11 protein-coding genes and 1 tRNA gene are annotated in these 15,404 nt (G+C 57.0%); 3 read left to right on the top strand and 9 right to left on the bottom strand.

Going from position 1 to position 15,404, the window contains the following annotated elements; translation table 11 throughout:
* Positions 1-203: 203 nt before the first annotated feature.
* From ACP7BE_RS13040 to rpsU, 5 genes are all read right to left on the bottom strand, one after another.
* Positions 204-280 (bottom strand) — tRNA-Ile (locus ACP7BE_RS13040).
* A gap of 30 nt (positions 281-310) precedes the next feature.
* The gene (locus tag ACP7BE_RS13035; protein WP_426106430.1) at positions 311-3,673 is read right to left on the bottom strand and encodes a bifunctional diguanylate cyclase/phosphodiesterase; all 3,363 of its coding nucleotides are present in this window, start codon (positions 3,671-3,673) and stop codon (positions 311-313) included.
* A 117-nt stretch (positions 3,674-3,790) separates the two neighbouring features.
* Positions 3,791-5,638 carry an RNA polymerase sigma factor RpoD gene (rpoD, locus tag ACP7BE_RS13030; protein ID WP_094999924.1) on the bottom strand — a complete coding sequence of 616 codons (1,848 nt, stop codon included), beginning with the start codon at positions 5,636-5,638 and terminating at the stop codon, positions 3,791-3,793.
* Between the two features lie 67 nt (positions 5,639-5,705).
* Positions 5,706-7,661 carry a DNA primase gene (dnaG, locus tag ACP7BE_RS13025; RefSeq protein ID WP_095019496.1) on the bottom strand — a complete coding sequence of 652 codons (1,956 nt, stop codon included), beginning with the start codon at positions 7,659-7,661 and terminating at the stop codon, positions 5,706-5,708.
* A gap of 471 nt (positions 7,662-8,132) precedes the next feature.
* Positions 8,133-8,348: a 30S ribosomal protein S21 gene (gene rpsU / locus ACP7BE_RS13020; RefSeq protein WP_002551877.1), complete on the bottom strand. Its 216-nt coding sequence runs from the start codon at positions 8,346-8,348 to the stop codon at positions 8,133-8,135.
* Positions 8,349-8,546: 198 nt separating this feature from the next.
* Here rpsU and tsaD point away from each other — a divergent pair, with 198 nt between their 5' ends.
* Complete coding sequence (tsaD, locus tag ACP7BE_RS13015) at positions 8,547-9,572, top strand: tRNA (adenosine(37)-N6)-threonylcarbamoyltransferase complex transferase subunit TsaD (RefSeq protein ID WP_094999926.1); 1,026 nt, start codon at positions 8,547-8,549, stop codon at positions 9,570-9,572.
* 44 nt (positions 9,573-9,616) lie between these two features.
* Here the strand turns inward: tsaD and plsY are convergent, their stop codons facing one another.
* Complete coding sequence (plsY, locus tag ACP7BE_RS13010; protein WP_094999927.1) at positions 9,617-10,186, bottom strand: glycerol-3-phosphate 1-O-acyltransferase PlsY; 570 nt, start codon at positions 10,184-10,186, stop codon at positions 9,617-9,619.
* 74 nt (positions 10,187-10,260) lie between these two features.
* Between plsY and folB the strand changes: the two genes are divergently transcribed.
* Both folB and folK read left to right on the top strand, forming a co-directional pair.
* A complete protein-coding gene (gene folB / locus ACP7BE_RS13005) occupies positions 10,261-10,614 on the top strand; it encodes a dihydroneopterin aldolase (RefSeq protein WP_094999928.1) in 354 nt (117 codons plus the stop codon).
* Complete coding sequence (gene folK / locus ACP7BE_RS13000) at positions 10,605-11,129, top strand: 2-amino-4-hydroxy-6-hydroxymethyldihydropteridine diphosphokinase (protein WP_095020439.1); 525 nt, start codon at positions 10,605-10,607, stop codon at positions 11,127-11,129. The genes folB and folK overlap by 10 nt, the downstream gene beginning before the upstream one ends.
* Before the next feature lie 131 nt (positions 11,130-11,260).
* Here folK and ACP7BE_RS12995 read toward each other — a convergent pair whose 3' ends face one another.
* The 3 genes from ACP7BE_RS12995 to ACP7BE_RS12985 are packed head-to-tail and all read right to left on the bottom strand — an operon-like array spanning position 11,261 to position 15,376.
* Positions 11,261-12,484, bottom strand: coding sequence for a multifunctional CCA addition/repair protein (locus ACP7BE_RS12995; RefSeq protein WP_426106113.1), 1,224 nt, complete (start codon positions 12,482-12,484; stop codon positions 11,261-11,263).
* Positions 12,485-12,542: 58 nt separating this feature from the next.
* Positions 12,543-14,105: a SpoVR family protein gene (locus ACP7BE_RS12990; RefSeq protein WP_094999931.1), complete on the bottom strand. Its 1,563-nt coding sequence runs from the start codon at positions 14,103-14,105 to the stop codon at positions 12,543-12,545.
* Positions 14,102-15,376, bottom strand: a complete 1,275-nt coding sequence (locus ACP7BE_RS12985) for a YeaH/YhbH family protein (RefSeq protein WP_094999932.1) — start codon at positions 15,374-15,376, stop codon at positions 14,102-14,104. Before ACP7BE_RS12985 ends, ACP7BE_RS12990 begins: the two co-directional genes overlap by 4 nt.
* Positions 15,377-15,404 lie beyond the last annotated feature (28 nt).

The following is a 15,404-nucleotide window of genomic DNA, read 5'->3' as shown; positions in this document are numbered from 1 at the left end:
GAATATATTCGGCTCATATAGTGAGCCGATAATGCCGGCAAATCGGCTCACTGTCTAACCTGGGATGCAGGGTGAGCCGACGAAAGGACTATAGAGCTGGCCTGTGGACGTTTTGTGGACGCAAACCGGTTTTCTGGGCGTTTTGAAAAGCAAAATCCCAAACCCCGGAAACACAAAAGCCGCGCAGTGCGCGGCTTTGAGTTTGGTGGGCCCAGTAGGACTCGAACCTACGACCAAGGGATTATGAGTCCCCTGCTCTAACCAACTGAGCTATAGGCCCTCAGTAGGTCGCGGATTATAACGATGGTTTCTAAGTAGTGCTATCCGAAAGATCTGAAATTGCCAGGTGAAGGAAAGTTGCTGCAAATTTTTCGGGAAGTAACGGCGGGCTGACGATCTCGCCCTGGATCAGTTCGCAACCTGCCTGCGCCAGGAAAATCTGTTGTTCCCGGTTTTGAACACCGTCGGCAATGATGGTGAAGTGCATGCTGTGCCCCAGCGCGATGATGGCATGCACGATGGCAGCATCATGGGGATCGTCGGGTAAGCCATGTACAAATGACGGGTCGATTTTCAACGTGTCCAACGGCAAGCGCTTCAGGTAACTGAGGGACGAGTTGCCAGTACCAAAATTGTCGATGGACAGTTTTACTCCCAGTTGTTTGAGCCGATGCAGGGCATCAAATGCCGCTTCGGTCTGGCCGGTGAGAAAAGTTTCGGTGATTTTCAGTTTCAGGCTCTCGGGTTTGAGCTTGCAGGTTTCGAGCAGTTGCTGGATGTGCGCCATCAGCCCCGGCTGGTGTAATTGGGCGCTGGCAAGGTTGACCGAGATGGGGCCAAAGGGCTTGTACAGTTGATTCCATGTGCACAGTTGCTGGCACGCACGCTCGAGCATCCAGTCACCAATTTGAATGATCATGCCGTTTTCTTCTGCCAGATGAATCAAGCGCTCATGCGAGATTCCTCCGAGTAGAGGGTGGTTCCAATGCAACAGTGCTTCGGCGCCAGCCAGCGTATGGTCGCGCAAACGGACTTTGGGCTGATACAGCAGTGAGACCTGGCCTCGCTCCAGGGCGCGGCGCAGTTCCTGGCCCAGAAGGATGCGGGCACTGGTCTGGGAGTTAAGGTCGTGGCTGTAACGTTCGACGCGATTGCGCCCTTTGAGTTTGGAGTGGTACATCGCGATATCGGCATTTTTGATCAGTGTGGCCACGTCGTCGCCATCATCCGGGTAGATGCTGATACCAACGCTGGCGCTGATAAACAGTTCGCTTTCGTCGGTCAGAAAGGGTTCGTTGAAGCTGTTCAGCAGCTTTTCGGCAATCTTCTGTGCATCTTCCGGGTGTTTGAGCCCAGGCAGCAGGACGATAAATTCATCGCCGCCAAGACGGGCGACCGTGTCGATGTCGCGCAATTGTTCGGTGAGGCGGACTGCGATGCCCCTCAGCAACTGATCGCCCACAGGGTGCCCGAGGCTGTCATTGATGTTCTTGAAGCGATCAAGGTCCAGAAACAGCACCGCGCTATGTTGATCATTGCGCCGCTGATCGGAGAGTACCTGGCGCACCCGGCTTTCAAACAGCAAACGGTTGGGAAGGTTGGTCAGCGGGTCGTGGTGGGCCTGGTGATCAAGGCGTTCCTGGGCCAGTTTGAGGGTGGAAATATCAGAAAATACGGCGACGAAATGTGTCACCACATCATTGTTGTTGCGCACGGCGCTGATGGTCATCCAGCTGGGGTAGATTTCACCGTTTTTGCGTCTGTTGAAGATTTCGCCCTGCCAGTTGTCAGCGGTCGATAGCTGGTACCACATGGTTGCAAAGAACAGTTTGTCGTGTCGGCCAGACCCCAACATGCGCGGCGTCTGGCCCAGGACTTCACTTTCGGAGTAACCGGTGATTTCGCCGAAGGCCCGGTTGACCGCGGTAATTTTTTGCTCGGGATCGGTAAAGATGATGCCTTCGGCCGTGCTCTCGAACACGGTGGCTGTTTGCAGAAGTTTTTCCTGCATCTGATGCCGTTCGGTAATGTCGTGGACGATGGTCAAAATGCAGTCGTCGGCGCCGATCAGCAACGGGTAGCTGGAGATTTCACAGAGGCGAACTTGCCCGTCCTTGTGTCGTATATGGCAGGTGAAGTCGCGCACAAAGCCGTTTTTTTCCAGGACCGCAAGCAATTCACGGCGCTCATGGGGGTCGACCCACAATTGCAGTTCCAGGGTTGAGTGGTACAAGGCACTGGCACTGTCATAGCCGATGACCCGGCTGAAACCTTCGTTGATCTCGAGTATCAGGCCATCGCTTTGACGGCTCAGTAAAAGGCCGTCCAGCGATGCATGAAATGCTTTGGCAAACTTTTCTTCGGAAAGAAGCAAGGCTTCTTCAGTCTGCTTGGTTTCGCTGATATTGATCAGCAAGCCGCGAACCACGGCTTGCTGATTGTGGGTCGTGATACTGGCAATGTCCCGTAGCCAGAGGATGTTGCCCTCTGCGGTGATCACCCGATAGTCCAAACTGTGATCGTGGCCTGCGCTGATCTCTTTTTTACGCCAGGCCTGGATTCTGGGCAGGTCATCGGGGTGAACGACCCGTTTCCAGAACCCCGGGCTTAGCCAGTCAGAGACTGGATAGCCGAGCAAGGCTTCGGCCTGGGGGGAGACATAGGTATAGGTATAGGTGTCGTTGTCCAGCTGTGCTTCCCAGGCAATAGCCGAAAGGCTTTCAATCAACCCCTTGTAGTGGTCCTCGCTGCTGCGCAGTTCCTGTTCGAGGGTGGTTCGCCGGGAAATCTCGGAGCTCAGGCGTCGGTTGATGCGGATGACTACGAACAAAATGATGATCAGGAGCAGTATGCCAGGCAGGACATAGAGCAGCAGGGTGCGCCACAGGGGGCGGTAATCGTTGATATCGCCTACCCAGTGCTGCTGAATGCGCTGGGTTTCACTCGGGCTTATATTGGCCAGCACCTTGTCCAGCAGTCCTAGCAGGACGGTCTGGTTTTTAGGAACGGCCATGGCCAGTTGAAAGCGATACGGGGTTTCCCCGCTGACGTACAGGCCATCGAGCTTGAGCTGGCGCAAGCTCCATACGCTGGAAGCCAGATCACCCACCATGGCATCTACCTGGTCCGTGGCCAGAGCCTGCAACGCCGAGCTGACGTTAGGCAGGGCGACGATGTTGAGGTCAGGGTGTTGAGCGCGCAGCAATTCGTGGGGGGCGTAGTTTTCAATTACACCCACTCTGAGGCCGTAGAGTTCCTGGATATTTTTAGGTGCCGCGCCGCCCTTGTGGGCGAGGATGACAATGGGGAAGTCCAGATAGGGCCGGGTAAATGCCAGGCGTTTTTGCCGCTCGGGGGTCGACATGACGCCGGGTAGCCAGTCGAGTTTGCCTTCCTTGGTTTGCTCCAGGACTTCGCTCCAGCTTGACGCAGCGACTTGCTTGACGCTTACGCCCAACTGGTTGGTGATCAGGTTTACATAGTCGGCAGCGAGGCCTGTATAGGTGCCCTGTGCGTTGAGGAACTCAAAAGGCGGCCATGTGGTATCGATGCCGAGGAGCAGTTCGGGGTGCTCCTTGAGCCATTGCTGTTCTTCATCGGTGAACGTCAGGGCTTGGGCGCCAGAGGTCCAAACGAGAAGTGACAGAAGCAGGGTAGCCAGCAAGCGTGACATACGCATCCCTTCAATACACCTGGATGCATCCAGTGTAGTCGGGCTGTGGCAGAGGGGAGGGAGCAGGAGGTTTTTAGCTGTAAAGCAAAACCCCCGGCAGGGCCGGGGGTTTTGTTGTCACTCGTCGAGGAAGGAGCGCAAATGCTCGCTTCTCGTCGGGTGGCGCAGCTTGCGCAGCGCCTTGGCTTCGATCTGACGAATCCGCTCACGGGTAACGTCGAACTGTTTACCAACCTCCTCAAGGGTGTGGTCGGTATTCATGTCGATACCGAAACGCATGCGCAGTACCTTGGCTTCACGGGCTGTGAGGCCGCCGAGTACGTCGCGTGTCGCTTCTTTAAGGCTCTCAACGGTAGCAACATCGATTGGCGACTGCATGGTCGAGTCTTCGATGAAGTCACCCAGATGGGAGTCTTCGTCATCACCGATCGGGGTTTCCATGGAGATCGGCTCTTTAGCGATCTTCAATACCTTGCGGATTTTATCCTCAGGCATTTCCATGCGTTCGCCCAGCTCTTCCGGGGTCGGTTCACGGCCCATTTCCTGCAACATCTGACGGGAAATACGGTTGAGCTTGTTGATCGTCTCGATCATGTGCACCGGAATACGGATGGTGCGGGCCTGGTCGGCGATCGAGCGAGTGATCGCCTGACGGATCCACCAGGTGGCATAAGTCGAGAATTTGTAGCCGCGGCGGTATTCAAACTTGTCTACCGCTTTCATCAAGCCGATGTTGCCTTCCTGGATCAGATCGAGGAACTGCAGGCCACGGTTGGTGTACTTCTTGGCGATGGAGATCACCAGACGCAAGTTGGCTTCAACCATTTCTTTCTTCGCGCGGCGGGCCTTGGCCTCGCCGATCGACATGCGACGGTTGATGTCCTTGATCTCGGCAATCTTCAAGCCGGTTTCTGCTTCCAGAGCAGAGAGCTTTTGCTGGCAACGGATGATGTCCGGTTGCAGGCGACCAATGGCTTCAGCATATTTGCTTTTGCCTTTGGCCAGCGCATCGCTCCAGCTTTCGTCGACTTCGTTGCCCGGGAACAGGCGCAGGAAATCGGTGCGCGGCATGCGTGCATCACGTACACACAGCTGCATGATTGCGCGCTCTTGTGCACGCAGACGCTCCAGGGCGCTGCGAACACGCTCAACCAGGCCTTCGAATTGCTTCGGAACCAGTTTGATCGGCATGAACAGCTCAGCCAGTGCAACCAGCTCGGCAATTGCCTGCTTGCTGCCGCGACCGTGCTTTTTCAGGGCCTTGCGAGCGATTTCCATCTGATCGGAAACAGCGCCAAAGCGCTGGGCCGCGATGATCGGATCAGGGCCGCTTTCGACCTCTTCCTCGTCTTCGCCGGAATCTTCCTTGTCGTCCTCTTCGTCATCACCTTCGGCTTTCACCTTGGTGTCGACAGGAGGAGGTACTTCGGCTGCGGGCGGCGCAATACCGTCGTCCGGGTCGATATAACCGCTCAGGACGTCGGACAGGCGGCCACCTTCGGTGGTGACGCGAGTGTACTCGGAGAGAATATGGTCAACCGTGCCAGGGAAGTGCGCGATTGCGCCCATCACTTCACGGATGCCTTCTTCGATACGCTTGGCGATTTCGATTTCGCCTTCACGTGTCAGCAGTTCTACCGTGCCCATTTCACGCATATACATGCGCACAGGGTCGGTAGTACGACCAATGTCGGTCTCTACTGCCGCCAACGCTGCAGCCGCTTCTTCAGCTGCTGCTTCGTCGGTGTCGGCATCGGCCAACATAAGGGCGTCCGCATCCGGAGCACTCTCGTGTACGGGGATCCCCATGTCATTAATCATGCGGATGATGTCTTCCACTTGCTCCGGATCTGAAATATCTTCGGGCAGGTGGTCGTTGACCTCTGCGTAAGTCAGATACTTCTGCTCACGGCCGAGGGTGATCAACTCTTTGATACGAGACTGCTGTTGCGCTTTTCCGGACATAACACCCTATCCACTGAAGGTCTTGGCGGGCAAAAAACAAGCCGAGGATTATACCTTAGCTATGACCTCACGCGCCAGTTGAGGTCGGGTTTGATGCAGGATTATTGCGACTTAAAAGGTCGCGTAACTGATTTTTTTCCTCGCTACTTAGCTCGCCTTGACGTGCTTTTCGAAGAAGTTGCTCTAGATTTCGCTCGCGTTGGCGAGCTGACAGGCTAGTTATGGTGTCGAAAAACTGTTGTTCAAGGTTATCGGCATCAATTAGCCATTCCTTTTCCAGCAGTCTTTGCAGCAAACGGCCCTGTTCAGTGCCGTGCCAGCGGGACAGTAGCTGAATAGAGCTTAGCTTAGGATTTTTCTGTACAGCCTCGACCAGAGCAATCAGTAGTTGATTATTAGTCTGGTCTTCTGCAGCAAAGTGCCCGGCGTCCTCAACTTTTTTGGCCAGTTGCGGGTGATGCAGCAGGGTGCGCAGGGCTGTCAGGGTCGGGGGTTCAACACCTACCGGGATCCAGGCCTGCTCGCGTTCGCCGCCGCGCTTGCCTTTTTTGTCCCAGGGTTTGTTTTCCCACTTTTTGCCGCCAGCGCCGGTCTTTTTCGGGGTCCATTCCTGTTGGGGAATGTACATGTCCGGTTGCTGGAAGTCGCTGTAGTCGGGCATTGCATCGTAATCAATGCCCGGGTCATAGGTTGGCTGTGCCTGGATTTTTGCGGGCGTATTTTGTGCCAGCTGGCTGACGGTTTCGCTGGTAAGGCCGGTTATTTCGCTCAGGCGCTGACGCATCAGGGTCCGCAGGTTGGCGCCCGGGACTTTGTCGATCAGCGGTGCTGCCAGCGTGGCCATATGGGCCTTGCCTTCGAGCGAGCGAGGGTCGGCTTCTTCGGTCAATTGCTGGAAGAAGTAGTCTGCCAGTGGCTGGGCATGCTGGTTGATACGGGCCTTGAAAGCATCGGTGCCTTCAGAGCGCACCAGGGTGTCCGGGTCTTCACCCTCGGGCAAAAACAGGAAGCGTGCGCGGCGCCCGTCCTGCAGGCAGGGCAGCGTGGCTTCAAGTGCGCGCCATGCCGCATTGCGGCCGGCCTGGTCGCCGTCAAAACAGAACAATACGCTGGGTACCACGCGAAACAGGCGCTTCATGTGCTCTTCGCTGGTAGCGGTGCCCAGTGTCGCGACAGCATTGCGCAGGCCTTGCTGGGCCAGGGCAATGACGTCCATATAGCCTTCAACCACGATGATTTCGTCGAGGCTGCGATTGAACTTGCGTGCTTCGAACAGCCCGTACAGTTCCTGGCCTTTGTGAAAGACCGGGGTTTCCGGGGAGTTCAGGTATTTGGGCTTGTCGTCGCCGAGCACCCGGCCACCAAAAGCGATGATGCGGCCACGGCTGTCGCGGATCGGAAACATTACCCGGTCGCGAAAGCGGTCGTAACGCTTGCCGGTCTCGGCGTTCTCGACCAGCAGGCCAGCGTCGATCATGGCTTTTTGTTGCAGCGTGTCACTGCTCAGGTGTTTGTAGAGGTTGTCCCAGCCTGGTGGCGCAAAGCCCAAGCCGAAGTCGCGAGCGATTTCGCCGGTCAGGCCTCGGCCTTTCAGGTAGTCCACCGCTGCTTTTCGTGCCGGATGGCTTTTCAAGGCCTGGCGATAAAAGTCAGCAGCTGCAGTAAGAAGCGGGTACAGCGGGGAGTCAGTCGGTTGCCGAGGTTTGTGCGCCCGGCCGCTTTCTTCCCGTGGGATTTCCATCCCGGCAGCTTTGGCCAGTTCTTCGACAGCCTGGGGGAAGTCCAGGTTGTCATGGTCCATGATGAAGCCGAGGGCGTTACCGCCAGCGCCGCAGCCAAAGCAGTAATAGAACTGCTTGTCCGGGCTGACGCTGAACGACGGGGTTTTTTCTTTGTGGAAGGGACAGCAGGCGGTGTAGTTCTTGCCAGCTTTCTTCATTTGCACGCGCGAGCTGACGACATCGACGATATCGGTACGGTTCAGAAGGTCGTCAATAAAGCTCTGGGGGATTAACCCGGCCATGGCGTTCTCGTCATCACTGCGCAGAATTGGGTCCGAATAAAGAGCTTGGTCATCGTGCGTGCAGGCAAAAGCTCTGCTCGATCGTGGGGCGTCTGCTCAATTATCTCGGGGAAGTGTATCTGTCGAAATCCGCTCTACTCATATTAATCAGAGTCGACGGGATCGATAAATGTCACGCTCTGAGTCCGGCACTGACCAATGGCTGGTCTCGGATAGCTCATAAGCAGGCACTGGAGAGGTGCCTTGGGCTGATCGTCTTTAAGGATAATCAGAGAGGTGTGCTCGTCGGTAGCCTTGGAAGGCTCGTCAGTAAAGACGTGCACCGCTGGCTATTAGGCCAGGTCTGACGTGTTGTAACGCTTGTCGCGGTCGCATCTGCGGCCTTGACGATAAAGCATGTAACTTGCAACAACTGCCTACGGCCCGGCTTTAGGCCGGGCTTGGCAGAAGCGTGCAACGAACGTCTGTGTATTAGTACAGACGAACGGCGCGGCGCTGCTCGCGCTGAACTTTCTTCGCGTGACGCTTAACAGCAGCTGCTGCTTTACGCTTACGCTCAGAAGTCGGCTTCTCGTAAAATTCGCGGCTGCGAACTTCAGCCAGAACACCGGCTTTTTCGCAGGAGCGCTTGAAACGACGCAGAGCTACGTCGAAGGGTTCGTTCTCTTTTACTTTGACGGCTGGCATCCAGAGCTACCTTCATTCATTACCGGGGTCAACGTCTCAAGGCAAAATCGCGTTGGAAGACGTCGGTTTTTAAGGGTTGCGGATGTTAACCCCTCATCGCCCGGAATGCAAAGCCTCTGATCGAAAACCGCTGGCCGGGGGCGGGAGTGGCGACTATTATGCGCGCCTTCGAATTTAGCCTCTACAAGGCGTAAACCCATGCTAGTACTGGGATTAGAAACCTCCTGCGACGAAACCGGCGTCGCGCTTTACGACAGTGAACGCGGGCTTTTGGCCGATGCACTGTTCAGTCAGATCGACCTTCACCGCGCCTATGGCGGTGTGGTACCGGAGCTGGCTTCCAGAGATCACGTCAAGCGAATGCTGCCGTTGATTCGTCAGGTGCTGGCCGAGGCCGACTGTGTGCCTACCGAGATCGACGCAATTGCCTATACGGCGGGCCCGGGATTGGTTGGAGCCCTGCTGGTTGGGGCTTCTTGCGCCCAGGCGCTGGCGTTTGCCTGGGGCATTCCGGCCCTTGGCGTGCATCATATGGAAGGCCATTTACTGGCCCCTATGCTGGAAGAGCAACCTCCGGAATTTCCGTTCGTCGCTTTGTTGGTCTCGGGCGGTCATACGCAGCTGGTTCGCGTTGATGGCATCGGCCAATACGAGTTGCTGGGCGAGACGCTGGATGACGCCGCGGGTGAAGCGTTCGACAAGACCGCGAAGATGATGGGGCTTAACTACCCGGGCGGCCCTGAGATCGCGCGGTTGGCCGCCCAGGGCGTTGCAGGACGCTTTGTCTTCCCCAGGCCCATGACAGACCGTCCGGGGCTGCAATTCAGCTTCAGCGGCCTCAAGACGTTTGCCCTGAACACCTGGCAGCGTTGTGTGGCAGAGGGCGACGACACTGAGCAGACCCGTTGCGATATCTCCCTGGCGTTCCAGCAGGCCGTGGTTGAAACGCTGACCATCAAGTGCAAGCGTGCCTTGAAGCATGCAGGCATGAAGCGCCTGGTGATTGCAGGCGGGGTGAGTGCCAACAAGGCGCTGCGCGTTTCCCTTGAGAAAATGCTCGGTGAGATGAAGGGCAATGTGTATTACGCCCGTCCGGAATTTTGTACGGATAATGGCGCGATGATTGCGTTTGCGGGTTGTCAGCGCTTGCAGGCCGGTCAGCACGAATCATTGGCGATCAGCGTGCAGGCCCGCTGGCCGATGGAGCAATTGCAGCCCCTGTGAGAGTGGGGGCTGGAGCCGGCGTGAAGATTTTTCACGAGCAAGATTCAGAAATGCCGTTCGCGCCCGGCCATCAGGTCGCGTAAATTGCCGCGATGGCGCCATACAATCAGCGCCGTCAAGGCGCTCATTGGCAGTAGCGCGGCAGGCTCTTGCCAGGCCAGCAATGGCAGGGTCAGGGGAGTGGCGATCAACGCCGCCAGTGAGCTGGTACGGGTCAGCTGGAAGGTCAGCAGCCATGCGGCGACTGCCAACAGTGCAGCAGGGGGATACAGTCCCAGCAGCATGCCGGCCGCCGTGGCGACACCCTTGCCGCCGCGAAAGCGGAAGTAGGCAGGGTACATGTGACCTACAACGGCGCAGCCGCCGATCCAGGCCTGGTCCTGGAGCGAGAGATCCAGTTGGTTGGCCAGCAGGACGGGCAAAAGCCCCTTGCACAGGTCGCCGAGCAAGGTCAGGACGGCAAGTTTTTTGCCGGCCAGACGCAACATGTTGGTTGCGCCGGCATTGCCGGAGCCACTCATTCGCGGGTCGGGGGTTCCCGTCAGGCGGCTGAGCAAAATGGCAAAGGACAGAGAGCCGAGCAGGTAGGCGAGGATCGCCAGTAACCAAAACATGCTAACTATTCCGGGCGAGGACGCCCTGATTCTAACGGCGCTTTGCGCCCTTGTCGTGCTGCGGAGAAGAGTGCTTGGACAGAGTGTTTATCGAAGGCCTGGAAGTTGACACCGTAATCGGTGCTTATGACTGGGAACGTGGCATCCGTCAGTGTCTGCGCCTTGATCTGAGTTTTGCGTGGGATAACCGTCCAGCTGCGGCTGGCGATGATCTGACGTTGGCGCTGGATTATGCGAGCGTTTCGTCGCGAATTCAGGCGTTCGCCGAGCAGGCTCAATTCCAGCTGGTGGAGACCTTTGCAGAGCGACTGGCCGAAGTGTTGATGAGTGAGTTCACTATCCCCTGGCTGCACCTCAAGCTGACCAAGCCCGGCGCAGTTGCGGCGGCCACTGGGGTGGGCGTGGAGATTGAGCGCGGATGTCGCTAACTCAGGTTTATCTCGGGCTGGGCAGTAATGTCGAGCGTGAAAAGCACTTGCTGGCAGGGCTGGAAGCGCTGAGCGGATTCTTGCAGGAGATGCGCTGTTCGGCGGTGTTTGAAAGCCAGCCGGTGGGTATCAAGAGCGGGCCGTTTTTCAACCTCGTGGTGTCGGCAAAAACCGATTTGCCACTGGTTGAGTTAAGTCGTCGTTTGAAGCTGATCGAAGCTGATAACGGGCGTTACGCTCAAGATCGCAAAGGTTTGCCGCTGGATATCGACGTGTTGTTCTTTGGCGATCTGGTGGGCAACTTTGACGGTTTGACCTTGCCCCGTGCCGAAATCCTCAAGAACGCTTTTGTGTTGTGGCCGCTGTCTTTGATTGCCCCAGACAAAGTTCATCCCGGTGTGGGCAAGACGCTTGCGCAGATTTGGGCCGAGGCGCAGATCGAGCAGGTGCTTGCGCCTGCAGCCTTCGAGTGGCGGGGGGAGTCCTTGACGCCGCTGGAGATGCTGGCGGGCTGAGAGTCGATTGAATGGGCTGCAGGTTGCTGCTTTTTTGTGGGAGCGGGCTTGCTCGCGATGGCGTCGATGCGGTCTGAGTGAAAGACCGTGGTGCCCTAATCACGAGCAAGCCCGCTCCCACAAGGTTTGCACTACGCCGCATCCTTGTAAGCTTGTAGTGCCTTGAGCCGTTCGCGCTTGAGTGCTTCGCCCAGTTCGGGGCCCTTGTAACCCTGCTCCAGTAACGGCTGCACCGCTACCGAAAGGGCGGCCCGCGCCGCGCCGCGCAGGTAGTCGGCCTGCGGGTAGGGCCGGTCTTCCAGGCCCAGGCGGCCTTTGGCGTCCATCTCGCACGCTACGATAAACTCCTCGAACCGCTGTGGCCGACGGTATACGTCGAAGCGCTGCAGCAATTCCAGTAGCGTCGAAGCCTTGAGCTCAAGGGCGCGATGGCCGTGGGTGTGGTATTCGCCTACCAGCAACGCCAGCTCCTGACAGTCTCTCGGCACCTTATAGCGTTCATTGACCGCCTTGATCAGGCGCAGTCCCTTGTGTTCGTGGGCAATATGCCTTGGCCAGTCTTTCTCTGGCGTAAGCCCCTTGCCCAGGTCGTGCAGTAAACAAGCCCAGCGAACCGTCAGCGGTTGCTTGTGCAGCGCCGATTGCTCCAGCACGCTGAGGGTATGTACACCACTGTCGATTTCCGGGTGATGGGCGGGGGGCTGAGGGACGCCGAACAGGGCGTTCACTTCGGGTAGCAGTACTTCAAGAGCGTCGCAGCTGCGCAGCACTTCGATAAAAACCTGAGGCTGATCTTCCATCAGGGCGCGGGAAATTTCCTTCCAGCAGCGTTCCGGGGTCAAGGCTTGCAGTTCGCCGGACCGGGACAGTTGGCGCATCAGCTCCAGAGTCTCGGGAGCGATGCTGAAGCCCAGGCTGGCGTAGCGCGCAGCGAATCGGGCTACGCGCAGTACTCTTAGGGGATCTTCGGCGAATGCGGGGGAAACGTGGCGCAAAATGCGGGCTTCAAGGTCGCGCTGGCCATGGTAAGGGTCGGTTACGTTGCCAGCCTCGTCCTCTGCCATCGCATTGATGGTCAGGTCGCGACGGATCAGGTCTTCTTCGAGGGTGACGTCGGGGCTGGCGTGAAAAACAAAGCCCCCATAACCATGCCCGCTTTTGCGTTCGGTGCGGGCCAGTGCATATTCTTCACCCGTCTTGGGGTGAAGAAATACCGGGAAGTCAGAACCAACAGGGCGATAGCCCAAGGCCTGCATTTGTTCGGCCGTTGCGCCCACCACCACCCAGTCAATATCGGTGACAGGCTTGCCCAGCAGGCGATCGCGCACTGCGCCGCCAACTTTATAGATCTTCATAAAAAACCTCCGTTAGCGCGACAGGATAGCGCGTGTGCCGTGCTAACGGAGGCCTGCTTTACAGGTGAATGGCTCCCATATCCAGGCGACCGCGGTCAATCTCACCGTGGTCGCCTTTTGGCGGGACATGGTGGACCTTCATGACCTGGTCGCCTTGCAGTGTTTCCAGGTGGATGTCGAAGCCCCACAAGCGGTGCAAGTGCTTGAGAACTTCTTCGGTGGAGTCGCCCAGGGGTTTGCGGTCATGTTGCTGGTGACGCAGGGTCAGTGAACGGTCGCCCCGGCGGTCGATGCTCCAGATCTGGATATTGGGTTCGCGATTGCCCAGGTTGTATTGCGCGGCCAGGGTTTCGCGAATGATGCGGTAGCCATTTTCGTCGTGGATGGCTGGCACCAGCAGGTCGTCTTTTTGATCGTCGTCCATGATGCTGAACAGCTTCAGGTCGCGGATCACTTTGGGTGAGAGGTATTGCAGGATAAAACTCTCGTCCTTGAAGCTGCTCATGGCGAATTTGATGCTCGACAGCCAGTCGCTGCCCGCAAGGTCCGGGAACCAGTAACGATCCTCCTCGGTCGGGTGTTCGCATATGCGCCGGATATCGCAATACATCGCAAACCCAAGCGCGTAGGGGTTGATACCGCTGTAGTAAGGGCTGTCAAAGCCGGGCTGGAACACCACGCTGGTGTGGGAAATGAGGAACTCCATCATAAAGCCCTCGGTCACCAGGCCTTCGTCGTACAGGTCGTTCATCAAGGTGTAATGCCAGAAAGTCGCCCACCCCTCGTTCATCACTTGTGTTTGCCGCTGCGGATAAAAGTACTGGGCTATTTTGCGCACGATACGTACAACTTCGCGCTGCCAGGGTTCCAGCAGCGGGGCGTGTTTTTCCAGGAAGTAGAGGATGTTTTCCTGAGGCTCTTCGGGGAAACGGGCGTTGTCCTTCTCGCTGAGCTTGTCTGCGCTTTTGGGGATGGTGCGCCACAGGTCGTTGATCTGTTTTTGCAGGTGCTCTTCGCGTTCCTTTTGTCGACGGCGCTCCTCCTCGGCAGAGATCGGGTCAGGCCTTTTGTAGCGGTCCACACCGTAGTTCATCAAGGCATGGCAGGAATCGAGCAGGTCTTCCACCGCATCGATGCCGTGGCGTTCCTCACATTGCATGATGTATTGCTTGGCGAATACCAGGTAATCGATGATCGAACTGGCGTCAGTCCAGGTGCGGAACAGGTAGTTGCCCTTGAAGAAGCTGTTGTGGCCATAGCAGGCGTGGGCCACCACCAATGCCTGCATGCAGATGGTGTTTTCTTCCATCAGATAGGCAATGCAGGGGTCTGAGTTGATAACGATTTCGTAGGCCAGACCCATCTGACCCCGAGTGTAGGATTTTTCAGTACTAAGGAAGTGTTTGCCGTAGGACCAGTGGTGATAACCCAGCGGCATGCCCACTGATGCGTAGGCATCCATCATTTGTTCGGCGGTGATGACTTCAATCTGGTTGGGGTAAGTGTCCAGCGCATAGCGGCCAGCCAGGCGGCCGATTTCGCGGTCATACGCCTGGATCAGGTCAAAGGTCCACTCTGAGCCGGTGGAGATGGGTTGGCGCTTATTCTCTTTGGCGGTCATGTCACTAACCTGCGCTGGAAGAGTTCACGGAAGACCGGATAAATATCGCCGGCCGAGACCAGTTGCTGTTGAGCGAAGGTGTCGGAAAACGCCTCGCTGATGCGTTCGTACTCATACCAGAGCGCCTGGTGTTCGCGCGGGGTGATCTCTACATAAGTGTAGTACTGCACAAATGGCATGATCTGGTTGATCAGAATATCGCGGCAGATGGGTGAGTCGTCGTTCCAGTTGTCTCCGTCAGAGGCTTGGGCTGCGTAGATGTTCCATTCGTTGGTGGGGTAGCGTTCGGCCATGATCTCCTGCATCAGTTTGAGTGCGCTGGAGACGATAGTGCCGCCGGTTTCCCGGGAATAGAAAAACTCCTCTTCGTCCACCTCTCGTGCGCTGGTGTGATGGCGAATAAACACTACGTCAATCTTGTCGTAGTTACGCTTCAGGAACAGGTACAGAAGGATGAAAAAGCGTTTGGCAATGTCTTTGGTGGCTTGGGTCATGGAGCCTGAAACGTCCATGAGGCAGAACATGACGGCTTTGGAGCTGGGGTTGGGCTGTTTGATCAACAGGTTGTACTTGAGGTCAAAGGTGTCGAGAAATGGCACGCGATGAATGCGGGCGCTGAGTTTCTCGATTTCGGCCTCGATGGTCTTGATATCGCCGAAGTTATCGGGCTCCTCGCGTTTTAATCGCTCCAGTTCGGCCTTGGCTTCCCGCAGTTTCGCCCGGCTGCTGCCGGACAGCGCGATGCGTCGAGCGTGAGCTGAGCGCAAGGTACGAATGATGTTGATACGAGACGGGTTGCCCTCGTTGCTGATACCGGCACGTACGGTTTTGAACGTGTCGGTGCCGGTCAGGTTGCGTTTGACCAGATTGGGCAGTTCGAGGTCTTCGAACATGAATTCGAGGAACTCTTCCTGAGTGATCTGGAACACGAATTCGTCCATGCCTTCGCCGGAGTTCCCCGCTTTGCCAGGGCCGCCGCCACCTCCCGATCCACCTTGGGGCCGGGGGATATGTTCGCCGCTGGTAAACTCCTTGTTGCCGGGGTGAACCACGGTTTGCTTGCCACCACGCCCGTGATGCATCACCGGTTCATCGATATCGCGGCCAGGGATGCTGATTTGCTCGCCATGTTCCATATCCGTAATGGAGCGGCGGCCCACGGCCTCTTCTACGGCCTTTTTAATGTGGTCACGGTAGCGACGCAGAAAACGCTGACGGTTAACCGTGCTCTTGTTCTTGCCATTGAGGCGTCGGTCGATCACATAGCTCATTAGGCCCTCCGGGCAGCTTCAAGTTGTG

This window comes from Pseudomonas sp. TWR1-1-3 (assembly GCF_049896805.1).
GTDB classification, from domain to species: Bacteria; Pseudomonadota; Gammaproteobacteria; order Pseudomonadales; family Pseudomonadaceae; genus Aquipseudomonas; species Aquipseudomonas bubulae.
The sequence above is the reverse complement of the archived record's forward strand: the minus strand, read 5'-3'. Positions and strand labels throughout refer to the sequence as shown.